Annotated in this window: 21 protein-coding genes; 11 read left to right on the forward strand and 10 right to left on the reverse strand. The window is 74.0% G+C overall.

Annotated elements, in window-relative coordinates:
- Window positions 1-322: 322 nt before the first annotated feature.
- Complete coding sequence (locus ABD340_RS42050; RefSeq protein WP_344597028.1) at window positions 323-652, reverse strand: DUF3099 domain-containing protein; 330 nt, start codon at window positions 650-652, stop codon at window positions 323-325.
- Between the two features lie 51 nt (window positions 653-703).
- Between ABD340_RS42050 and ABD340_RS42055 the strand changes: the two genes are divergently transcribed.
- On the forward strand, window positions 704-916 hold the full coding sequence (locus ABD340_RS42055; RefSeq protein WP_344597030.1) for a dodecin: 213 nt from the start codon (window positions 704-706) through the stop codon (window positions 914-916).
- A gap of 224 nt (window positions 917-1,140) precedes the next feature.
- Here ABD340_RS42055 and ABD340_RS42060 read toward each other — a convergent pair whose 3' ends face one another.
- Both ABD340_RS42060 and ABD340_RS42065 read right to left on the reverse strand, forming a co-directional pair.
- On the reverse strand, window positions 1,141-2,526 hold the full coding sequence (locus tag ABD340_RS42060) for a metallopeptidase TldD-related protein (RefSeq protein ID WP_344597032.1): 1,386 nt from the start codon (window positions 2,524-2,526) through the stop codon (window positions 1,141-1,143).
- Window positions 2,523-4,022: a TldD/PmbA family protein gene (locus tag ABD340_RS42065; RefSeq protein ID WP_344597034.1), complete on the reverse strand. Its 1,500-nt coding sequence runs from the start codon at window positions 4,020-4,022 to the stop codon at window positions 2,523-2,525. Before ABD340_RS42065 ends, ABD340_RS42060 begins: the two co-directional genes overlap by 4 nt.
- A gap of 217 nt (window positions 4,023-4,239) precedes the next feature.
- On the opposite strand from ABD340_RS42065, the gene ABD340_RS42070 reads away from it, so the two are divergent.
- Entirely contained in the window at window positions 4,240-4,944 is a 705-nt protein-coding gene (locus ABD340_RS42070; protein WP_344597036.1) for a beta-ketoacyl-ACP reductase, read from the forward strand.
- A gap of 37 nt (window positions 4,945-4,981) precedes the next feature.
- On the forward strand, window positions 4,982-5,770 hold the full coding sequence (gene fabI, locus ABD340_RS42075) for an enoyl-ACP reductase FabI (protein ID WP_344597037.1): 789 nt from the start codon (window positions 4,982-4,984) through the stop codon (window positions 5,768-5,770).
- Between the two features lie 87 nt (window positions 5,771-5,857).
- Here the strand turns inward: fabI and ABD340_RS42080 are convergent, their stop codons facing one another.
- Window positions 5,858-7,750 (reverse strand): helix-hairpin-helix domain-containing protein, encoded by a 1,893-nt coding sequence (locus ABD340_RS42080; protein WP_344597038.1) that lies wholly within the window; start codon window positions 7,748-7,750, stop codon window positions 5,858-5,860.
- A 52-nt stretch (window positions 7,751-7,802) separates the two neighbouring features.
- Window positions 7,803-8,756 carry an aldo/keto reductase gene (locus tag ABD340_RS42085; protein WP_344597040.1) on the reverse strand — a complete coding sequence of 318 codons (954 nt, stop codon included), beginning with the start codon at window positions 8,754-8,756 and terminating at the stop codon, window positions 7,803-7,805.
- A 167-nt stretch (window positions 8,757-8,923) separates the two neighbouring features.
- On the opposite strand from ABD340_RS42085, the gene ABD340_RS42090 reads away from it, so the two are divergent.
- Window positions 8,924-9,742 (forward strand): undecaprenyl-diphosphate phosphatase, encoded by an 819-nt coding sequence (locus ABD340_RS42090; RefSeq protein ID WP_344597041.1) that lies wholly within the window; start codon window positions 8,924-8,926, stop codon window positions 9,740-9,742.
- Window positions 9,743-9,881: 139 nt separating this feature from the next.
- On the opposite strand, the gene corA is transcribed toward ABD340_RS42090, so the two are convergent.
- On the reverse strand, window positions 9,882-10,880 hold the full coding sequence (gene corA / locus ABD340_RS42095; protein WP_344597043.1) for a magnesium/cobalt transporter CorA: 999 nt from the start codon (window positions 10,878-10,880) through the stop codon (window positions 9,882-9,884).
- Between the two features lie 85 nt (window positions 10,881-10,965).
- Between corA and ABD340_RS42100 the strand changes: the two genes are divergently transcribed.
- From ABD340_RS42100 to mshC, 7 genes are all read left to right on the forward strand, one after another.
- Entirely contained in the window at window positions 10,966-11,673 is a 708-nt protein-coding gene (locus ABD340_RS42100) for a histidine phosphatase family protein (RefSeq protein ID WP_344597045.1), read from the forward strand.
- A gap of 10 nt (window positions 11,674-11,683) precedes the next feature.
- Complete coding sequence (locus ABD340_RS42105) at window positions 11,684-12,232, forward strand: DUF3090 domain-containing protein (RefSeq protein ID WP_344597046.1); 549 nt, start codon at window positions 11,684-11,686, stop codon at window positions 12,230-12,232.
- Window positions 12,233-12,330: 98 nt separating this feature from the next.
- Entirely contained in the window at window positions 12,331-13,104 is a 774-nt protein-coding gene (locus ABD340_RS42110; RefSeq protein ID WP_344597047.1) for an SCO1664 family protein, read from the forward strand.
- A 56-nt stretch (window positions 13,105-13,160) separates the two neighbouring features.
- On the forward strand, window positions 13,161-13,955 hold the full coding sequence (locus tag ABD340_RS42115; RefSeq protein ID WP_344597049.1) for an NRDE family protein: 795 nt from the start codon (window positions 13,161-13,163) through the stop codon (window positions 13,953-13,955).
- A gap of 150 nt (window positions 13,956-14,105) precedes the next feature.
- Window positions 14,106-15,161 (forward strand): ABC transporter permease, encoded by a 1,056-nt coding sequence (locus ABD340_RS42120; protein WP_344597051.1) that lies wholly within the window; start codon window positions 14,106-14,108, stop codon window positions 15,159-15,161.
- A 6-nt stretch (window positions 15,162-15,167) separates the two neighbouring features.
- Entirely contained in the window at window positions 15,168-16,109 is a 942-nt protein-coding gene (locus ABD340_RS42125) for an ABC transporter permease (RefSeq protein ID WP_344597053.1), read from the forward strand.
- Between the two features lie 54 nt (window positions 16,110-16,163).
- Complete coding sequence (gene mshC / locus ABD340_RS42130) at window positions 16,164-17,393, forward strand: cysteine--1-D-myo-inosityl 2-amino-2-deoxy-alpha-D-glucopyranoside ligase (RefSeq protein WP_344597055.1); 1,230 nt, start codon at window positions 16,164-16,166, stop codon at window positions 17,391-17,393.
- Window positions 17,394-17,594: 201 nt separating this feature from the next.
- Here mshC and ABD340_RS42135 read toward each other — a convergent pair whose 3' ends face one another.
- From ABD340_RS42135 to ABD340_RS42150, 4 genes are all read right to left on the reverse strand, one after another.
- Entirely contained in the window at window positions 17,595-18,401 is an 807-nt protein-coding gene (locus tag ABD340_RS42135; protein WP_344597057.1) for an oxygenase MpaB family protein, read from the reverse strand.
- A 130-nt stretch (window positions 18,402-18,531) separates the two neighbouring features.
- Window positions 18,532-20,154 (reverse strand): serine/threonine-protein kinase, encoded by a 1,623-nt coding sequence (locus ABD340_RS42140; protein ID WP_344597059.1) that lies wholly within the window; start codon window positions 20,152-20,154, stop codon window positions 18,532-18,534.
- Window positions 20,155-20,359: 205 nt separating this feature from the next.
- Window positions 20,360-21,202 (reverse strand): PAC2 family protein, encoded by an 843-nt coding sequence (locus ABD340_RS42145; RefSeq protein ID WP_344597061.1) that lies wholly within the window; start codon window positions 21,200-21,202, stop codon window positions 20,360-20,362.
- A 297-nt stretch (window positions 21,203-21,499) separates the two neighbouring features.
- Window positions 21,500-21,961 carry a universal stress protein gene (locus ABD340_RS42150; protein ID WP_344597063.1) on the reverse strand — a complete coding sequence of 154 codons (462 nt, stop codon included), beginning with the start codon at window positions 21,959-21,961 and terminating at the stop codon, window positions 21,500-21,502.
- Between the last annotated feature and the right edge of the window lie 73 nt (window positions 21,962-22,034).

Raw genomic sequence — 22,034 nt, forward strand, 5'->3', positions numbered from 1 at the left:
GTCCGCCTTTGCCTTTTTTTGAAGGACGGCCTGGGGGCGGTGTCCTGTGCCAAGCGGAGGCGATGACCCGTGCATGGCCGGGTAATCCCGGCCGGTGGGCCCGGCCAGCCCCGGCTCCGGCGATGTCCGGCCAGGTCAGAGCCCGGATACAGGGGGCCGGAAAGTGAAAGCGACGCCGGGTGGATACGGGGGCAATCCACCCGGCGTCGCATCATCGGTGTTCCGACGGGGGCCCGGAACACCGGCACGGGCGCCCCGACGGGGGACCAGAGCGCCGGTACAAATCGTACACCGAACCCCCCCGCCCCTAGTCAAGAGAAAGTCACGACCCGATTTCCGGTCGTTGTCCGGAAACACCCTTGTGGTGCGGGCTATCGGGACCGTCGAACTTGGCGCGGGGCTGCGGCTCCCGGCCGCCGTTGGCGAAGATGACGCTGATGTAGGGCAGGAACAGCGCCCCGGCCACGAGCAGGCCGACCGCCCAGAGCGGGGCCCCGAGCGCGGCGGCGAAGACCGCCCCCAGGAAGCAGCCGGTGCGGATGCCCATTGAGATCAGGTAGCGCCGCTGCCGGTAGCCGATGTCCTCGGACATCGGCCTGGGCGCGTCGGTGACGGTGTAGACCTCGGCGGTCCGGCGGTGAATGACCTTCACATTTCCACGGTATGCCCTGGGGGACCGACAGGCGACAGCAGGAGGGCTCCAATGACCGACCGCACCTACCGCGTGACCGAGATCGTCGGCACTTCGCCCGACTCCGTCGACGACGCCGTGCGCAACGGCCTGCGGCGGGCGGGGCAGACGCTGCGGCACCTGGACTGGTTCGAGGTGACCGAGGTCCGGGGCCAGGTAGTGGACGGGGAGGTGGCGCACTACCAGGTCGGGTTGAAGGTCGGCTTCCGTCTCGAGGACGTTTGAGACCCGCGGAGGCCTGAGGCTCGCGGAGAGACCTCGGACGCTCCCAGGGGTCAGTGGGGGAACCCGGGGCTGCCCGGAGCCGTCCAGGGGCGGCTCAGGGCGCTTCAGGCGCTGAGGAGGCGTTCGGGTGCTGAGGAGGCGTTCGGGCGCCCCACGGGCGCCGAGGGGCGCCCTCCGGGTCGTGCTGGAGGGCGCCCCTCACCCGCGGCCGCCGGGATGCGCCGTCAGGACGCCTGCGACACCGTCGACATGTTGAAGTCGCCGACCCGGACCGGCGGCATCGCGGCCCGCGTGAAGTAGTCCGACCACTCGCGCGGCAGCGTCGGCCCGGTCGCGCCGACCTCGGAGACCCGGGCGAGCAGGTCGACCGGACTCTCGTTGAACCGGAAGTTGTTCACCGCGCCCACCACCTCGCCGTCCTCGACCAGGTAGACCCCGTCGCGGGTGAGGCCGGTGAGCAGCAGCCGCTGCGGGTCGACCTCGCGGATGTACCACAGGCAGGTCAGCAGCAGCCCGCGCTCGGTGCGGGCCACCATGTCCTCCAGCGGCGCGCCGCCCTCCGGCCCCGTCATGATCAGGTTGTCGATCGCCGGGGTGAGCGGCAGCCCGGTGTGGGCGGCCGAGTGCCGGGTCTGGGCCAGCGCGGCGAGGGTCCCGTCGGAGATCCAGTCGGTGCGGCCGAGGGCCAGGCCGTTGTCGAACACCGACGACTCCCGGCTGGAGGCGTGCGCGACCACGAACGGCGCGCACTCCACCCCGGCCGCGCCCGGGTCGCTGGACAGCGTGATCGGCAGCCCGGCCAGCTTCTCGCCGACCCGGGTGCCGCCGCCGGGCGCGCTGAACACGGTGCGGCCGTCGTGGGCGTCCCGCGCCCCCGCCGACCAGTACAGGTAGATCATCAGGTCGGCCACCGCGGACGGCGGCAGGATCGTCTCGTACCGCCCGGCGGGCAGGTCGACGCGCCGCTCGCCCCACTCCAGCCGGCGGGCCAGGCCGCCGGTCAGGCCCGGGACGTCCACGTCGGTGAAGTCGCGGGTGCCCACGCCCGCCCAGGCCGACCCGCCGGCGCCCTTGGCGTTCAGCTCCAGCAGCCCGGTCGGCTGGTCGTGGCGCAGCCGCAGCCCGGCAGAGGTGCCCAGGAACGTCGAGGTCAGCACGTGGTTGGCGAACCCGTACAGCCTGCGCCCGCCGGCCTCGGCGGCGGCGAACGCCTCGCCCAGCGCGGGAGCGAACCGGGAGAAGACCTCGATTCCGGTCTCGGCCGGCGAATCGTCCCAGCCGGCGGCCGCGGGCCCCTCGTCGATCAGCGGGGCGGCGTCCTCCGCGGCGTCGTTGCCGGCCGCGTCCGCCTCGGCGGCGCGGACCAGGTCCTCCAGGTCGGCGGCGTCGACCGCCGCGCGCGACACCACGCCCGCCGCGACGCCGTCGCCGGCGCGGCGCAGCGCGATCACCGTCAGCCGGCTGGAGCGGGTGACGCCGTTGGTGGTCAGCGTGTTGCCCGCCCAGCGCAGGTTGGCGGTGCTGGACTCGTCGGCGATGACGATGCAGTCGTCGGAACGGGACAGCGCCAGCGCCCGCTCGACGGCCTCCTGCGGCCTGAGGATGCTCACTGGCCGGCCTCCTTGAGCGCGTTGAGGATGTTGACCCCGCGGAACAGCGCCGACGGGCAGCCGTGGCTGACCGGGGCGACCTGCCCGGGCTGGCCCTTGCCGCAGTTGAACGCGCCGCCCAGCACGTAGGTCTGCGGGCCGCCGACGGCCTCCATCGAGTTCCAGAAGTCGGTGGTGGTGGCCTGGTACGCCACGTCGCGCAGCTGCCCGGCCAGCCGGCCGTTCTCGATCCGGTAGAACCGCTGCCCGGTGAACTGGAAGTTGTAGCGCTGCATGTCGATCGACCAGCTCTTGTCGCCGACGATGTAGACGCCGCGCTCCACCCCGGAGATCAGCTCGTCGGTGGACGGGCCGCCGGGCGCCGGCCGCAGCGACACGTTCGCCATCCGCTGCAGCGGCATGCTGGAGGAGGCGTCGGCGAACGCGCACCCGTTGGAACGGTCGGCGCCGGTCAGCCGGGCGATCCGGCGGTCCAGCTGGTAGCCGGTGAACATGCCGGAGGTGACGATGTCGAACGCCTGCGTCCGGACGCCCTCGTCGTCGTAGCCGATGGTGGCCAGGCCGTGCTCGGCGGTGCGGTCCCCGGTGACGTTCATGACCTCGGAGCCGTACCGCAGCGTGCCGAGCTTGTCGGGGGTGGCGAACGAGGTGCCGGCGTAGGCGGCCTCGTAGCCCAGCGCCCGGTCCAGCTCGGTGGCGTGCCCGATCGACTCGTGGATGGTCAGCCACAGGTTGGACGGGTCGATGACGACGTCGTAGGAGCCCGGCTCCACCGACGGCGCGGCCAGCTTCTCGGCCAGCAGCTCGGGGATGCGGGCCAGCTCGCCGTCCCAGTCCCAATGGCCGCCGGTCAGCCACTCCCAGCCGCGGCCGACGGGCGGGGCGATGGTGCGCATGGTGTCGAACAGGCCGTCGCCGATGCCGACCGCGTTCAGCACCGGGTGCAGCCGCACCCGCTGCTGGGTGGTGACGGTGCCGTTCAGGTCGGCGAAGAACTTGTTCTCCTTGACCTGCAGCAGCGTGGCGTCGGCGTGGTCGACCCGGTCGTCGGCCAGCAGCCTGCGGCTCCAGTCGGCCAGCAGCGCCACCTTCTCGCCGGTCGGCACGGTGAACGGGTCGATCTCGTACGCCGAGACCCAGGTGCGCTCGCCGTGCACCGGCTCGGGCGCCAGCTCGATCGGCTCGCGGTTGACGGCGGCGGCGACCGCGGCCACGTCCACGGCCCGCTCGGCGACCTTGGCGGCGCCTTCGGTACTCAGGTCGATGCCGGCGGCGAAGCCCCAGGTGCCGTTCTTGACCACCCGCACCGACAGCCCGACGTCGTCGGCGTCCAGCGCGGTCTCCAGGGCGGCGTCGTGCAGGCGCAGGGTCTGGCTGCGGATGCGTTCGAGCCGGAAGTCGGCGTGCTCGGCGCCCAGCTCCCGGGCCCGGGCCAGCGCCGCGTCGGCCAGCGCGCGCAGCGGCAGCGCGGTGAATGCGGGATCGATGTCATGCACCTACCGCAACCTACCCGGAACCCGTGCCGCGCCGCCGCCGCGCGCCCTGACGGGCGGTGGCCGCGGCCGGAACAAAGCGGGGTCGGCGGAACTTGTCGGAACGGCACATCTCGTTCCCGCCGGAAGGCCGATACGCTCCTCGGCAGTTGTGACCCGCCCATGGAATCCGACGTCAGCGCCGGGAAGGCCGCCGGCGTCGTCGACGAGAGGTACGACGATGAGTCGCTCAGTCCTCGTGACCGGTGGCAACCGGGGCATCGGCCTGGCCATCGCGCGCGAGCTGTCCGCAGGCGGTGACGCGGTGGCGGTCACCTACCGCTCCGGGGAGCCGCCCGAGGGCCTGTTCGGCGTCCGCTGCGACGTGACCAGCTCCGAGGACGTCGATGCCGCCTTCGGCAAGGTGGAGGCGGAGCAGGGGCCGGTGGAGGTCGTGGTCGCCAACGCCGGCGTCAACAAGGACACGCTGCTGGCCATCATGAGCGAGGACGCCTTCACCTCCGTCCTGGACACCAACCTGACCGGCTCCTTCCGGGTCGCCAAGCGCGCGGTGAAGGGCATGATGCGCAAGCGCAACGGGCGGATCATCCTGGTCTCGTCCGTGGTCGGGCTGCTGGGGTCGGCCGGGCAGTCCAACTACGCGGCGTCCAAGGCGGGCATGGTCGGCTTCGCCCGGTCGCTGGCCCGCGAACTGGCCTCCCGCAACATCACGGTGAACGTGGTCGCGCCCGGGTTCGTCGACACCGACATGACCGCGGCGCTCACCGAGGACCAGCAGAAGGCCATCAAGCAAGCGATCCCGCTGGGCCGGACGGCCCGGCCGGAAGAGGTCGCCAAGACCGTGCGGTTCCTGGCCGGCGAAGACGCCGCCTACATCACCGGGGCCGTGATCCCGGTGGACGGCGGCCTGGGCATGGGGCACTGAGGAAACGGGGGCAGCGAGAAAGATGGGGAACGCAGGCATGGGCATCCTCGAGGGCAAGCGCATCCTGGTCACCGGCGTTCTCACCGACGCCTCGATCGGGTTCCACGTGGCGCGGGTCGCGCAGGAGCAGGGCGCCGAGGTGGTGCTGACCGCCTACCCGCGGCCGACGCTGACCGAGCGCACGGCCAAGCGGCTGCCGTCCGGGCCGGACAACCCGCCGCCGGTGCTGGAGCTGGACGTCACCGACGCCGGGCAGCTGGACGGGCTGGCCGACGGCCTGCGCGGGGTCGGCTTCGACCGGATCGACGGGGTGGTGCACGCGATCGCGTTCGCGCCGCAGAACGCGCTGGGCGGCAACTTCCTGGAGACGCCCTGGGAGGACGTGGCCACCGCGGTGCACGCCTCGGCGTACTCGCTGAAGTCGCTCACGATGGCGTGCCTGCCGCTGATGAAGGACGGCGGCTCGGTGGTCGGCCTCGACTTCGACGCCAGCAAGGCGTGGCCGGTGTACGACTGGATGGGCGTGGCCAAGGCCGGGCTGGAGTCGTGCGCGCGCTACCTGGCCAAGTACCTGGGGCCGCAGGGCATCCGGGTCAACCTGGTGGCGGCGGGGCCGCTGGCCACGATGGCGGCCAAGAGCATCCCCGGGTTCGAGGGGATCACCGACGTGTGGACGCAGGCCGCGCCGCTCGGCTGGGACCTCAAGGACAGCGAGCCCACCGCGCGCGCCTGCGCGGCGCTGCTGTCGGACTGGTTCCCGGCGACGACGGGCGAGATCGTGCACGTGGACGGCGGGCTGCACGCGATCGGCGCGCCCACCGGCTGACCGCGTCCAGGGCACAGGCCCGGCGAGGCCCCGTGCGGTGCGGCACGGGGCCTCGCGGCATGCCCTGGGGCGTTCAGGATCACCGCCTCACTGGACGACGAGGCGTGCCAGCCGGGTGCGGCGCGGCGGGGCGGGCCGGTCCCGCACGGCCGCCGCCAGCGCGGGACCGGCCGCCTGCACGACCGACAGATGCCGCAGCGCCAGCCCGAACGCGGTCGCCACCAGCGGCCGCGACAGCCCCGCCGCGGCCTCCTGACCCGCACCGTCCTGGCCCGCGGAGTCGCCGTCGGGCGGCAGCACGGCCACCACGGCGTCGTGACGCGTCCCCCGGCCCAGCGCGACGGTGACCGCCCAGCCTGGACGCAGCCGCGAGGTGAGCTCGGGCGGGACCACCGCGGTGCCCCGCGTGAACCGCACGTGCAGCCCGGCGGCGTCGGCGCCGGTGACGACTCCGCCCTCGCCCACCGCGGCCTGCGGGAGGGGCGCGGCGACCAGGACACGGTCCCCGGGATCGAACCCGCCGAACCTGCCCGGGCCGGGATTGAGCCTGGCCTTCAACGCGGTGTTGAGCGCCGCCGCCCCGGCCTCGCCCGGCGCCGCCGGGACGACGACCTGGATCTCCTCGACCGGGATCCCGAGCGCGCGCGGGATGGAGTCGGTCACCAGCTGCACCGTCCGGTGCACGGCCTCGCCCGCGCTCGCCGCGGGGACGATCACGACCTCCTTGCCGGGCGCCTCGACCGCCACCAGCTCCCGCCCCCGCACGGCGGCGGTCAGCGCCGCCGGCGGACCGCCGGCCCCGGTGGACTCCAGTTCGACGACCGGGACGGTCTCCGAGGACTCCAGGTCGTCCAGGACGCGGCCGGGGCCGGCGGGCGGGAGCGACTCGGGCTCGCCGCACAGCACCAGGTGCGTCCCGTCCGCGCACGCCTGGACCAGGACGGCGCACAGCTCCACGTCCAGGCCCGCCGCGTCCGTCAGGACGACCAGGTCCAGCTCCAGCGGCCGCCGCTCGCCGCGGCCGAAGACCACGGTGCCGGGGACCACGGAGCCGGGGACCACGGGGCCGGGGGCGGCGTCCGGGACGCCCTCGGCGTCGGCCAGCGGCTCCAGGAGCGCGTGCAGGCCGACGACCGGGTACGCGGGCGCGTCCGGCCCCGCCAGCCTGGCGGCGGCGCGGTCGGTGGGCGTCACCACGGCCGCCCGCACGCCGTGCGCGGCGGCGGCCTCGGCGAGCGCCAGCGCGGTGGCGGCCAGATCGGCGGCCGCGCCCCGCAGCACGGTCACGCCGGTGCGCAGCGCCGCGGTGAGGGCGAGCGAGCGGTCCTCGGGCAGCCCGGACCGCACCGCCTTGATCGTGGGGTCGTCCAGCAGCGGCGCGGCGGTGGCGGTGAGCCGGGACAGGCCTTCGGCGGCGTCCTCCTCGGCCAGCGCCCACCGCGCCAGTCCGAGCGTCTCCTCCGGTTCGGGGATCTCTTCCAGGTCGCCGTCCTCCAGCGCGGCCTCGTCGAAGTCCGGCTCCTCGGTGAGCGCGATGGCCTCGGCGGTGTCGAGGGCGTCCTCGATCGCCTGCCGCGGGTCGGGGACCTGCAGCCGCTCAAGCGCGGTCACCACCTGGGCGGGCGGCGTGACGGTGTGGCCGTGCCGCGCCGCCTCCGCCAGCAGGTGCGCGACCAGTGCCCGGCCGCGGCGGCGGTCGCCGGGACCGGCCTCGTCGCCGAGCAGCGCGCGGGCGAAGTGGTCGGCCTGCCGCGGCGCCACCCCCGGCACGCGCAGCAGCCGCCACGGGTCCTCGCGCAACCGGTCCGCGGCGGCCGGTCCGAGGCCGGTCAGGGCGCGCCCCACCAGTGCCGTCGGGACGCCCGTCTCGGTGAACAGCTCGGCGAGGGCGGCGCGGTCGGCGGCACCGGGCCCGCCGGGCACGGGGGCGCCGGGCACGGGGTCGGACGCGGGGCTGGAGTGGGAGTGGGAATCGGTCACGGGCTCCGGATCGTAGCCGATGCGAGCGGGCCGCCACGGCCGTCGGCGCGCGTCACGGCGAGGCCGGGGCGATGTCGGACACGTCGTCCAGCGCCGCCCGGATCTCCATGGGGAGGGTGACCTGCTCGCTCAGCAGCGCCTGGCCGAGTTGCGCCGCCGTCCGGGACCCGACGATCGGCGCCGCCACGCCCGGCCGGTCGCGCACCCAGGCCAGCGCCACGCTCAGCGGCGTCACGCCCAGTCCCTCGGCGGCCGTCACCACCGACTCCACGATCCGTCCGCACTCCTCGTCCAGATACGGCTGGACGAAGTCGGCGAAATGCGGCAGGGCGGCGCGGGACCCGGCCGGGATGCCGGTGCGGTACTTGCCGGTGAGCACCCCGCGGCCCAGCGGCGACCACGGCAGCAGCCCCGCGCCCGCGTCCAGCGCGGCCGGCACCGCCTCCCGCTCGATGTCGCGGCGCAGCAGCGAGTACTCCAGCTGGGCGGAGATGACCGGCTCGCGGCCCGGCCAGGCGCGCTGCCAGGCGGCGGCCTTGGCGATCTGCCAGCCGGCGTAGTTCGACACCCCGACGTAGCGGGTGCGGCCGGACAGCACCGCCTCGTCCAGCGCCGAGAGGGTCTCCTCCAGCGGGGTGGACGGGTCGTAGGCGTGCACCTGCCACAGGTCGACGTACTCCAGGCCGAGCCGGTCGAGCGAGGAGTCCAGCGAGTTCAGCAGGTGCCGGCGGGAGGCGTCGTAGCGGCCGTTGGACCGGATGGCGGCCTTGGTGGCGATGACGAGCCCGTCCCGGTCGACCGCCTCGCGGAGCAGGTGCCCGAGGATGCGCTCGCTGAGGCCGTCGCTGTAGACGTCGGCGGTGTCCACGAGGGTGCCCCCGGCCTCCACGAACGCCGTCAGCTGCGCGGCCGCCTCGTCGGGCTCGGTGTCCTGCCCCCAGGTCATGGTGCCCAGCCCCAGCCGGGACACCACGAGCCCGCTTCGCCCGAGGTGACGCTCTTCCATGGTCGGAACAGTAGCGGGACCCGCCGACCGGGCGGGCCCGGCCGGACGGACGCGCCGCACCGTGGCCGCCGGTGACCATGCGTGCGCGCTCGGTGGCGATACGCTTCCTGCGGGCAGGCGTGCCGCCTCCCGTCGCCGCCCGCTCATGCCGAGGGGAACCGCCGACCGTGAACGTCGTGGAAGCGACCGTGCTGGGGATCGTCCAGGGACTCACCGAGTTCCTCCCGATCTCCAGTTCGGGACACATGCTCTTCGTGCCCAGGTTCCTGGGCTGGGAGGACCCGGGGGCGGCGTTCAGCGCGGTGATCCAGATCGGCACGATGGCGGCGGTCGTCATCTACTTCTGGCGCGACCTGGCCCGCATCCTGGTCACCTGGACCCGCAGCCTGTGGACGCCCGGCCTGCGCGGCCACCGGGACGCCCGGATGGGCTGGTACATCGGCCTGGGCACCATCCCGATCGCGGTGTGCGGGCTGGCGTTCAAGGACTTCATCGAGGGCCCGTCCCGGAACCTGTGGCTCAACGCCGGCACGCTGATCGGAATGGGGCTGCTGCTGCTGGTCGCCGAGTGGGCGGGCAGCCGCAAGCGCGAGGTCGCCGACCTCGACCTGCGGGACGGCCTGATCATCGGAGCGTTCCAGGCGCTGGCGCTGATCCCCGGCTCGTCGCGGTCGGGGTCCACCATGACCGGCGCGCTGTTCCTCGGCTACACGCGCGAGGCCGCCGCCCGCTACTCCTTCCTGCTGTCGGTCCCGGCGGTGGTGCTGTCGGGCCTGTTCGAGATGCGGAAGGCCTTCGGCGGCGGGCTCCCGGTCGCGCCCACGGTCGTCGCGACCGTCGTGTCGTTCGCGGTCGGCTACGCCTGCATCGCGTGGCTGCTGAAGTACCTGGCCCGGCACTCGATGTTGATCTTCGTGTACTACCGGCTGGCGCTGGGCGGGATCATCATGGGCCTGCTGGCCGCCGGGGCCGTCTCCGCGACCTGACCCGGTGCCGGAGCGGCGGACGCGGGCCAGCGCGGCAGCCGCGGCCCGTTGTGGATCAGCAGGAGGACCAGCGCGATCCACAGCAGCACCAGCGTGATCACGGTGATCGGCCACCGCTTGTGCGGCCTGCCGGGCCGGCTCACAGCCAGCCGCTCTTGCGGAGCCGGATATAGACGATCACGCAGACCACCACCATGACGACCATCACGGCCGGATAGCCGTACAGCCAGTGCAGCTCGGGCATGTAGTCGAAGTTCATGCCGTAGAAGCCGGCGACCATCGTGGGCACCGCGATGACGGCGGCCCACGAGGAGATCTTGCGCATGTCCTCGTTCTGCTGCTTGCCCATCAGCGCCAGATGCGCGGTCAGGACGCTGTTGAGCAGTTCGTTGTGGGCGTCGACCTGGCCGTCCACGCGGAGCAGGTGGTCCAGGACGTCGCGGAAGTACTCGCGGGTGGCCTCGCATTCCCGCACCCGCCCGCGGACGATCTCCTCCATCACCGGGATCAGCGGGTCCTGCGCGGTGCGGAACTCCAGCACCTCGCGCTTGAGGGAGTAGATGCCCTCGGTGACGTCGGGGCCGCCGGGCCGGAACACGGCCCGTTCCAGCTCGATGATGTCGACCTCGACCTCGTGCGTCACCACGCCGTAGTGGTCGACGACCTCGTCGCAGACGGCGTAGAGGACGGCGGCGGGCCCGTGCTCGAGCAGGGCGGTGTCGCCCTCGAGCCGTTTGCGGACGGGGCCCAGCGGGTTACCGCGGCCGTGCCGGACGGTCACCACGAAGTCGGCGCCGAGGAACAGCATGATCTCGCCGACCTCGATGTCGGAGGTGGCGTCCTCGTAGACCAGGGTCTTCAGGACGACGAACAGCGTGTCGCCGTAGCGTTCCAGCTTGGGTCTCTGGTGGGCGGAGACCGCGTCCTCGGCGGCCAGCGGGTGCAGGCCGAGCTCGTCGCGGACCAGCTCGAACTCCTGCTCGGTGGGCTCGTGCAGCCCGATCCACACGAAGCAGCCGCCCGGGCCGCCGGTCCCGGTGCGCGCGGCCTCGGCGCGGGCGGCGTCGAAGGCGTCGCTGATGTCGCCCTCGATGGTGCGCCGGCTCCCGCGCGAATAGATGGCCTTGTCGACAATCACGGCAAGCCATCTTTGCGCATCCGGCGGATCCGGGCCATCCGGGTGCATCGGCGTCCATCGCGGGCGATCTCGTAGAGTGCCTGGCGTGACGACGCTTTTGCTGGTGCGGCACGGCCTCACCGCGATGACCGGCCCCGTGCTCGCGGGGTGGACCCCAGGGGTGGGCCTGGACGACCGCGGCCGCGAGCAGGTGCGCGACCTGGCCGCCAGGCTGGCCCTCGTGCCGATCGCCGCCGTGGTGTCCAGCCCGCTGGACCGCTGCGTGCAGACCGCCGAGGCGCTGGTGGAGGGACATCTGGCCGCGCCGATCGAGAAGGTCGAGTCCGACGAGCGGTTCGGGGAGGTCCGCTACGGCGACTGGACGGGCCGCCCGCTGAAGGAACTGGCGGAGGAGCCGCTGTGGAAGGTCGTGCAGGCCCATCCCAGCGCGGCCCGCTTCCCCGGCGAGGAGGGCGAGGCGATGGCCGACGCCCAGCACCGCGCGGTGCGCGCCGTCCGGGAGTGGAACGAGCGGATCGCCGCCGAGCACGGCGCGGACGCGACCTACGCGGTGTGCAGTCACGGCGACATCATCAAGGCGATCGTGGCCGACGCGATGGGCCTGCACCTGGACCAGTTCCAGCGGATCCAGGTCGCGCCCGCGTCGCTGACCGTGATCCGCTACACCGAGTTGCGGCCGTTCGTGGTGCGGCTGAACGACACCGGCGGCGACGTCCGCGACCTGCTGCCGCCGCCTCCCGAGGAGGGCGGCGGCGGGGGAGAGGGTGACGCGCCGGTGGGCGGCGGCGCGTAGGGTCGTTGTCATGCCGGTCATAGCCTATGAACTGCCCGAAAGGTTCGTCGCCGGGGCCGTGGGCCAGCCGGGCGACCGCGCCTTCTACCTGCAGGCGCGGTCCGGCCGCCGGGTCACCAGCGTGGGGCTGGAGAAGTTCCAGGTGACGCTGCTGGCCGAGCGCCTGGAGGAGCTGCTGGACGAGGTGCTGCGGCGCAGCGGCGGCGACGCGCAGGTGCCCGCGGTGACGCCGGACGAGCTGCGCGACGACGGGCCGCTGGAGCAGCCGGTCGAGGAGGAGTTCAAGGTCGGCACGATGGCGCTGGCCTGGGACCCCGAGGACGAGCGGGTGGTCATCGAGGCGCAGGAGGTCACCGAGGGCGAGGACGACGCCGAGGTGGGCGAGGACGATCCGATGATCGCGGTGCTGCGGGTGCGGATCACCGCGGCGCAGGCCAGGGCGTTCGCCGAGCGGGCGCTGAAGGTGGTGGCGGGGGGCCGGCCGCCGTGCCCGCTGTGCGGGCTGCCGCTGGACACCGCGGGCCATGTCTGCCCGCGCCAGAACGGCTACCTCGGATAGCGCGCGGGGCCGGGCGGACATGGCAGGGTGGGCGATGACACGGCGACCGGGCGCGGGCTGTGCTGGATCATGGGCGGAGTGGCCGGAAGAATGAACGCATGACGCAGTCCTCCCGGGATCGAACCCCCGCCGGCGACGGGCGCGCCGTCTCCCCCCGAGACGCGGAGGCCGCCGAGCGGCTGCTGAGCCTGGGCCGGCTGACGGTGGAGGGGCGGCTGGTGCAGGCGTCCAACGCCACGCTGTACTGCGCCGTCGAGTGGGAGGGGCTGAGCGCCGCCTGCGTCTACAAGCCCGTGGCCGGGGAGCGTCCGCTGTGGGACTTCCCCGACGGCACGCTGGCCGAGCGGGAGGTGGCCGCGTACGCGGTGTCGGAGGCGATGGGCCTGCACGTGGTGCCGCCGACGGTGCACCGCGACGGCCCGTACGGGCCGGGCATGGTGCAGTTGTGGGTGGAGCCCGATCCCGATGTCGACCTGGTGGCGCTGTCGCGCTCGGAGGACGAGGCGATCCGGCGGATGGCGGTGTTCGACGCGGTGGTCAACAACGCCGACCGCAAGATCGGTCATCTGCTGCCGCCGGGCGACGGGCACGTGTACGGCTGCGACCACGGGGTGTGCTTCTCGGTGGAGTACAAGCTGCGCACGGTGCTGTGGCAGTGGCGCGGCAAGCGCCTGACCCGGGAGGCGGTGGAGGCGCTCGCCCGGGTCGAGGAGGGCCTGCGGGACGGCGGCGCGCTGGGGCGGCGGCTGGGCGAGCTGCTGACCGAGGAGGAGGTCGAGGCCACCCGCCGCCGTGTCGAGCTCATGCTCAAGCACCGGATCCATCCGTACCCGCCCGAGGACTGGCCCGCGATCCCCTGGCCCCCGATGTAGGTCGCCGCCGGGCCCCGGCGCCGGGTGATTTATCGGACAATGCTCCAATAGGGGCCATGTGCACGGCGATCGTCAGCGTCGACCCCTCGTCCCCGGTGCCCGTGATCCTCGTCGGTGTGCGCGACGAGTTCGCGGACCGCTCCTGGCGTCCCCCCGGCCGGCACTGGCCGGACCGGCCCGCCCTGGTCGGCGGGCAGGACCTGCGCGCCGGCGGGACCTGGCTGGCCGCCGACCCGGTCGCGCCGCGGGTGGCGACCGTCCTGAACGCGCACGGCGCGATGGCGCCCGAGGACGGCCGCCTCTCCCGCGGCGAGCTGCCGCTGCGGGTGGCCGCCACCGGCAAGCTCGGCCGCCTCGACCTGGCGCGCTACGACCCGTTCCTGCTGGTCGGCGCCGAACCCGACGCCGTGCGGCTGTGGCACTGGGACGGCGCGGACCTGGCCGAGCGGGAGCTGGGCCCGGGCCTGCACATGGTCCTCAACAACGGGCTGGAGGGGGAGGGCCGGCGGGTCGGCGCGACCGAGGACGCGCACATGGCCGCCCGGCTCGCGCACTTCCGCCCCCGCTTCGCCGCCGCCCGCCGCCCCGAGCCGCGCCCCGTCCCGGCCCCGGACACCGGCCCGGCGCCCGCCGAGCCGGTGGAGCGGGCGTGGGGCGAGTGGCTGCCGCTGGTGCACGGCGACGCCCTGGACCGTACCGCCCCCGAGTCGCTGCTCCCGCTGATCGAGCTCGACGACGGGCGGGGCTGGGGCACCACCTCGGTGTCGCTGCTCGCCCTGTCGGCGGACGGCGTCCGCTACGACTTCGCCGCCTCCCCGGGCGCCGCCGACGGCTGGACCCGGGTGCTCTGACCCGCCGCCGCCCAACGCTGTGACCTGCGGTTACCCGCGCCTTTGTCGCTGTACCCCATCCTGACTCACCCTGAGTGCTACGTTGACTACCTCGTGCGATCTTTGTGCTGTCCGGAGGGGGCCGGTCACGGCTGAACGGGGGGAGTGCGCATGGCTGGCAGCGTCCCGGGCGGGGGAGGGCCGGACCGTCCACCGGATACCGGCGCCCCCGCCTATCCGCCGCCGGGCCCGGCGGGGGATCGCATCGAGGGCCGCTCCCCGTTCCGGCTCGCCTGGCGGCGGTTCCGCCGCGACCGGGTGGCGCCGGCGGCGCTGGCGACGCTGGCGCTGATCGTGCTGTTCGCCCTGCTGGCACCGCTGTGGGCGCGCCTGACCGGGCACCCCTACGACGCCACCTTCCCCAGGACCGGCCTCGACGCGGCCGGGCAGCCGGTGGGGCCGTCCGCGCGGTTCTGGCTCGGCGCCGACCAGCTCGGCCGGGACGTGCTGGTCCGCGCCGCGTACGGGGCGCGGGTCTCGCTGCTGGTCGGGATCTGCTCGGCGGCGCTGGCCGCGCTGGCGGGCGTGGTCGTCGGGACGGCCGCCGGGTTCGCGGGCGGGCCGCTGGACGCGCTGCTGGCCCGGCTGATGGACCTCACCCTCGCGCTGCCCTACCTGCTGGTGGCGATCACGCTGGCCACCACCTTCCCGATCTCCTCCGCGGGCGGCGGGCTGGTCATGACCGTGCTGGTGATCGCGTTCTTCTCGTTCGCCGCGCTGGGCCGGGTGGTCCGCGGCCAGGTGCTGGCGCTGCGCGAGCGCGGGTTCGTGGAGGCGGCGCGGTCGCTGGGCGCCGGCAACGCGCGGATCATGTTCGTGGAGGTGCTGCCCAACCTGACCGGGCACATCACCGTGCTGACCTCGCTGCTCGTCCCGTCGGCGATCGTGTTCGAGGCGACGCTGTCGTTCCTGGGCGTGGGGGTGCGGGCGCCGATGCCGAGCTGGGGCGGGATGCTCGGCGAGGGCGGCGAGATGTTCCGGACGGCGTGGTGGCTGCTGGCCGTGCCCGGCGTGCTGCTCCTGCTGACCACGCTGTCGTTCAACCTGCTGGGCGACGGGATCCGCGACGCCCTCGGCCCGCACGGCGCCGCGCCGCGCGCGGGGGCGGACGCGGCCGCGCGGCGCCCCCCGGCCACGCTCCCCGCCCGTTCCGCGCGGGGGAGGTGACCGGCGATGCCGTGCCTGCTCGTGCGGCGGCTGCTGTACTCGGGGCTGGTGCTGTGGCTGGTGTCGACGCTGGTGTTCGCGTTCCTGCACATGTCGCCGGTGCCGGTGGAACGGGTCATCGGGGGGCCGCGCGCCACCGCCGCGACGCTCGTGCAGATCCGCCACAACCTGGGCCTGGACCGCCCGCTGCCGGTGCAGTACGCCGAGTTCCTGAAGCGGCTGCTGCGCGGCGACCTCGGCGACTCCTACGTGTACGACGCCCCGGTCGCCGGGCTCATCGGCGACCGGCTCCCGACCACGCTGTGGCTGGTCTTCGGCGCCGGGGTGCTGTGGTTCGCCGGCGGCGTCGCGCTCGGGGTGCTGGGCGCGACCCGCGCCGGCCTGTGCGACCGTGCCACGACGGTGTTCGTGCTGATCGGGACGTCCACCCCGGCGTTCGTGATGGCGCTGGTCCTGCTGCACCTGTTCTCCACCGTCCCGGCGGAACTGGGCCTGGGGTTCTTCGAGGCCGGGCCACCGCTGCAGGAGCACTTCTTCCGGCGGATGGTGCTGCCCTGGATCTCGCTGGCGCTGCTGCTGCTGGCCGCCTACACGCGGCTCACCCGCGGCTCGTTGCTGGAGGTGCTGGAGGAGGACTACATCCGCACCGCCCGCTCCAAGGGGCTGCCCGAGTGGCGGGTGGTCTACCGGCACGGGCTGCGGGCGGCGCTGGCGCCGGTCCTGACCCAGTTCGGCGTCGACCTGGGGGTGCTGGTGGGCTCCACGATCGTCACCGAGAAGGTGTACGGGCTGCAGGGGGTGGGGCAGCTGGTCTACCAGTCGATCGCGGCGGGCGACACACCGGTGATCATCGGGGTGACGCTGACCGTGACGGCGTTCGTGATCGCGGCGAACCTGGCGGTGGACGTGGGGCACTCGCTGCTCGACCCGAGGGTCCGGTTCGCCTGATCTCCGGGTGATCTCGGCGTAGGGACCGGAACGGGGCATGGATAAGCTTTCGGTATGCGATCGTGGTCCGTTCCCCAAGTGCCAAATCTCCCCGCGACCGGACTGCCCACGGCATCGGAGGCGCTGCGGCTGCACGACTCCGGGACGGGCTCGGTACGACCCACGGCGCCGGGCGCGACGGCCCGGATGTACGTGTGCGGCATCACCCCCTACGACGCCACCCATCTCGGCCACGCCAACACCTATCTCGCCTTCGACCTCGTCAACCGGGTGTGGCGGGACCTGGGGCACGCCGTCCACTACGTCCAGAACGCCACCGACGTCGACGACCCGCTGCTGGAGCGTGCCAGGGAGACCGGCCAGGACTGGCGGGAGCTGGCCGACCGCGAGATCGAGCTGTTCCGCGAGGACATGGTGGCGCTGCGGATCCTGCCGCCCGACCAGTACGTCGGCGCGGTCGAGTCGATCCCGCTGATCGTGGAGATGGTGGAGAAGCTGCGGGCCAAGGACGCCACCTACGAGGTGGACGGCGACCTGTACTTCCCGGTCGCGGCCGATCCGGGGTTCGGCGGGGTGAGCGGGCTGTCGCGGGCGGCGATGGCGCCGCTGTTCGCCGAGCGCGGCGGCGACCCGGACCGGCCCGGGAAGAAGGACCCGCTCGACGCACTGCTGTGGATGGCGCACCGGGACGGTGATCCGGGCTGGGACTCCCCGTTCGGCAAGGGCCGGCCGGGCTGGCACGTGGAGTGCTCGGCGATCTCGATCGAGCATCTGGGGATGGGCTTCGACGTCGAGGGCGGCGGCTCGGACCTGGCGTTCCCGCACCACGAGATGAGCGCCGCGCACGCCCAGGTGGCGACCGGGGAACGGCCGCACGCCAAGGCGTACGTGCACGCGGGCATGGTCGGGCTGGACGGCGAGAAGATGTCCAAGTCCCGCGGCAACCTGGTGTTCGTGTCCAGCATGCGGGCGGCCGGGAACGATCCGATGGCGATCCGGCTGGCGCTGCTGGCCCACCACTACCGCGCCGACTGGGAGTGGACGCGCGCCGACCTGGACGCCGCGTCCGCGCGGCTGGAGCAGTGGCGCGCTGCGGCCGCCCGCCCGTCCGGGCCGCCGGCGGCGCCGGTGGCGGCGGAGGTGCGGCGCCGCCTGGCCGGCGACCTGGACGCCGCGTCCGCGCTGGCGGCGATCGACCGCTGGGCCGCCGAACCGGGGACCGACCCGGGCGCGCCCGACCAGGTGCGGGCGATCGCCGACGCTCTTCTCGGCGTCGCGCTCTGAGCTGTGTTATTTCAATCCCGGCCCAGGGGCTCGCCTGGCGGCTCGCACCCTGACCGGGCCTGGGCGAGCGCGACATCGCTTCGCGATCTGGCCGGTGCTGCTCGCCTCCGGCGTCGCCCCACCGGCCAGGTAACGCGCTCGCGCGGCACCTGAGGCGACTTCGAGGTCCCGCCCTTCCCTTGGGGCCGGGTGGGCGCCGGTTCAGGCGGGGGTGGCGGAGCGCCGCGCGGTGTGCTCGCCGGCGCGCCGGGCGACCCGCCGCCGCGATGACCACAGCATGAGCGGGATGCCCGCCTGCCGCACCCGCCGGGGGACGAGCCGGTAGACGGACGAGACGGCGCGGAGCACCGTCCACAGCACGCGGTCCTTGCGGTCGCTCCACGGCAGCCCGTACTGCTCCCGGATCGGCTCGGGCAGCATCCCGGTGGTGACGAACCGGTTGACCCACAGCGCGGGCGCCATCCAGCGCAGCTTCCGCGACCACAGCACGGCCCGCATGACCTCGCGGCCGGTGTCGGTGACCTCCAGCGTGGAGATCATCTCGTCCATGTAGCGGCGGAAGGCGGCGATGTCGGCGGGCTGCGCGCCGGGCGGGCAGCCCAGCACGTCGGCGACGCAGCGGGCCTGGTCGACGTAGGCGGCGGCGAGGTCGCCGCTGGGGGAGCCCAGGACGCGCTCGTAGACGTGCAGGGCGGCGTCGATCAGCGTGGCGTTCACCCAGACCTGCAGGTCGGGGTCGTTGCCGGAGTAGCCGGGGCCGGTGATCCGCTCGTGCATGCGGCGGATCGCGCGGCCGATCCGCTCGGCCTCCTCCTCGGTGCCGAATGCGACGATGGTCAGGAAGTCGAGGGTGCCGAACAGCCGGTCCAGCGGCCGCTGCCGCAGGTCGCTGTGGTCGGCCACGCCCTGCGCGATCCTGGGGTGGGCGACCTGGAGCAGCAGTGCCCGGCCCGCGCCCAGCAGGACGGCGGGCTCGGCGGCGACGCGGCGCAGGACGGTGCGGTCCACGGCGATCCTTCCACCGGCAACGCGATAAGCGCATATTTACGCACGTTGCCCCGCATCTCAACACTTATTGGCGAATTGCCAACAAGGTAGGCGGCGGGGGCGGCCGGGGCCAGGGCCGCTTCAGGGCTTTTCAGGGCCGCTTCGTGACGTAGCAGTCCCAGTCCGCGGGGGTTCCGGCGTCGCCGTTGAGCCGGGCGTCGCCGTCGGCGGCGAACTGCGACCGGCAGACCTGGCTCATGGTGATCGGGGAGTCGGAGCTCAAGCCGCTGTCCTGCACGCAGTACCAGTGGCCGGAGCGGAAACCGGCCTGGAGATGGCCGATGGACTCGCAGTACCGCTGCGGGTCGGGCGCGCCGAGCACGACGGGCGAGGACGATGGCAGGGTCGGTCGGGGCCGGTCGCCGCCGTCGCCGCTTCCGGTGGGCGTGGGCGTGCCCCCGTCGCGCTGGGGCGGGGGCGTCCCGCCACTGCTCGGGCTCTGCCCGGGGGTCTGGGACTGCGGCGGGTCGGCGGCGGGCCTGCTCGCCTGCCCGCTGGGCGGGGCCGAGGACGCCGAGGCCGTGGGCGAGACGGCCGAGGGGCCCGCGATGTTCCGGCTCTTGCCGGTCTCGTCGGCGGTCGTCGCCAGGACGGCGAGGGTGCCGCCGCCGGCGACGGCGGCGAGCCCCAGGGCCGCGAGCGCGGCGGGGACCTTGCTGCGCTTGCGGCGCCGCCGGCCGCGCCGGGAGGGCGGTGAGGCCCCGCCGGGCCGGGGGCCGGCGCCCGCGTGCCGCCCACCGCCCGTGCTCTCGGACCCTGCCGCCTCCTTCTCGGCCGCCTCCTTCTCTCCCGCCTGCTGCGCGTCCGCCACGGGCCCGCCGGACGGGCCGTCGGCGGGGGCGTCGGCGAGGGTGTCGGAGGGGGCCGGCGGGTCGGCGGTGATGGCCGAGGCCTCCTCGCCGGCCGTGCCGAACGCCTCGTCGTGCCCGACCAGCCGCAGCAGCACCTGCTCGGCCGTGGGCCGCTTGGCGGGATCCTTGTCCAGGGCCGCGATGATCAGCTCGCGCAGTTCGCCGTCCAGGTCGCCCAGGTCGGGCTCTTGGTGCAGGACGCGGTCGGTGACGGCGCCGGCCGAGTCCGAGCCGAACGGGGGCCGGCCGGTGGCGGCGAAGGTCATCGTGGCGCCCCAGGCGAACACGTCGGCGGGAGAGCCCCCGGCCTCGCCGTCGACCTGTTCGGGAGCCATGTAGGCGGGGCCGCCGGCGGGGGCGCCCGCGGCGCCGAGGACCCGGGACAGCAAGAAGTCGATGACGCGGGCGCCGTCGGGGCCCAGCAGCACGTTGCCGGGCTTGAAGTCGCGGTGGACGATTCCGGCGCGGTGGATCGCCGACAGCGCGCTGGCGGTGTTGACGGCCAGGCGCTCCAGCGCGCCGCCGGTGACCGGCCCCTCCTGCTCGACCCGGCGGCTCAGCGCGGGCCCGGGGACGTACTCGCTGACCAGGTAGGGGCGGCCGGCGGCGACATCGGCGTCCAGGACCTGCGCGGTGCAGAACCGGGCGACCTGGCGGGCGACGCGGGTCTCCCGGATGAACCGGGCGCGCGCGGTCTCGTCGTCGTCGAAACTCACCCGCAGCAGCTTGACCGCGACCTGCTCACCGCCGGGACCGGTGCCGAGGAAGACCGTGCCCTGGCCGCCCGAGCCGAGCCGGCCGACCAGCTCGTACGCCCCCAGGCGCGTGGGGTCCTCCGCCTGCAGCGGCTGGGACTCCGGCACGGGCTCTCCTTTTCGGTCCGGTCTTATTGGACCCATCGCATAATGCCATCAAACGTTCACTCTTACAGCAGAGTCCACACCTATCACCTGGGATCGGTGTTCGCGTACCGGCGGAAGGGCGCCCTGTGCGGCCGAGGGGGACGCGCGGAAGGGACGCGCGAGGGATGCGCAAGCGGCACGGAAGGGGGCGGGACGGGGGTGCGGGTCAGCCGGCGTCGCGGCGGCGCAGGTAGCGCTCGAACTCGCGGGCGATCGCGTCGCCGCTGGCCTCGGGCAGCTCGGTGGCGTCCTTCTGCTCCTCCAGCGTGCGGACGTACTCGGCGACCTCGGAGTCCTCCTCGGCCAGCTCGTTGACGCCGTTCTCCCAGGCCCGGGCCTCCTCGGGCAGCTCGCCCAGCGGGACGGTGACGTCCAGCAGGTCCTCCACGCGGCGCAGCAGCGCGAGGGTGGCCTTGGGGGAGGGCGGCTGGGCGACGTAGTGCGGCACGGCCGCCCACAGCGACACCGTGCTGAGGCCGGCATGGGCACAGGCATCCTGGAGCACGCCCAGGATGCCGGTGGGCCCCTCGTACCGGGTCGGCTCGAGGTGGAGGGTGGTGACCAGGCCCGCCTCGGAGGCGGCGCCGGTCACCGGCACCGGGCGGGTGTGCGGGGCGTCGGCCAGCAGCGCGCCCAGCAGGACGACGTTCTGCACGTCCAGCTCGAGCATGATCCCGACCAGCTCGCGGCAGAACGAGCGCCACCGCATGTTGGGCTCGATGCCGTGCACCAGCACCACGTCGCGGCCTGTGGGCAGCCGGGTCCAGGACACGCGGGTGGTGGGCCAGGTGATGCCGCGGCTCTCGCCGTCGCGCATCTCGATCAGGGGGCGGGTGACCTGGAAGTCGTAGTAGTCGTCGGGGTCGAGTTCGGCGATGGGGACGGCGTCCCAGGTCGACTCGAGATGCTGGATGACCCCGCTGGCGGCCTCCCCGGCGTCGTTCCACCCCTCAAAGGCGGCCACGAGCACCGGATCGACGAGTTCCGGCACGTTTTCGAGCTCGACCACGCGCTGCCTCCTTCCGACGTCGGGTACAGCGTCACCGCGAGGGCCGTCATTCCCGGGGTCGGGGTCCCGGGGAGATGATCGGTGGCTGCCAGCCTACGTCCCGACGGGGACCTACCCCACCGTCCCACCGCCCAGACCCGCGGTGGGGCGGGGGCGGGGGACCGGCGGTCACGATTGGGTCTCACCGGTTTCCGCGTCCGTTCCGGGGGGCGTCCGGCGGGGCGCCGGCCGACATGTTCCGCGCGGCGGTACCCGCCGCGCGGAACATGATCGCAGAGCCGGCGGCCGGGCCGGGGATCATTTTCTCCCGTCGGTGGTGTGCACGATGAGGATGTCGCAGGGGGACCGGTGGGACAGGTCGGCCGGGACCGAGCCCAGGATCCGGCCGGCCAGGCTGTTGAGCCCGCGGTTGCCGACCACGACCAGGTCGGCGTCGCGGTCCTTGGCCAGCCTGCTGATCACGTCGACGGCGTCGCCCTCCACGGCCTCGTGCACGATGTCCTTGGCGCCGGCCGCCACGGCCCGTTCCCGCGCGGCGCGCAGGGCGTCGTCGGCGGGCGTGGAGCCCTGCACCTTGTAGGCCAGCTCGCCCAGGCGGTCGGCGGCGCTCAGCCGTTCCCGCTCGGGCATCGGGCTGTAGGCGGAGGCGAGCAGCAGCGTGGCGCCGGTGGCGGCGGCCAGCTGGGCGGCGCGGTCGACCGCGCGGAACGAGGTGTCCGAGCCGTCGGTGCCGACGAGGATGGTGCGGTACGCGCTCATGCCGCTCCTTACCGGGGAGTAGGTTACCGGGTGGCACGCTATCCTCCCGGTGACCCATCCGTCACGGGCCATG

This window comes from Actinomadura vinacea (assembly GCF_039532545.1).
Classification (GTDB): Bacteria; Actinomycetota; Actinomycetes; order Streptosporangiales; family Streptosporangiaceae; genus Spirillospora; species Spirillospora vinacea.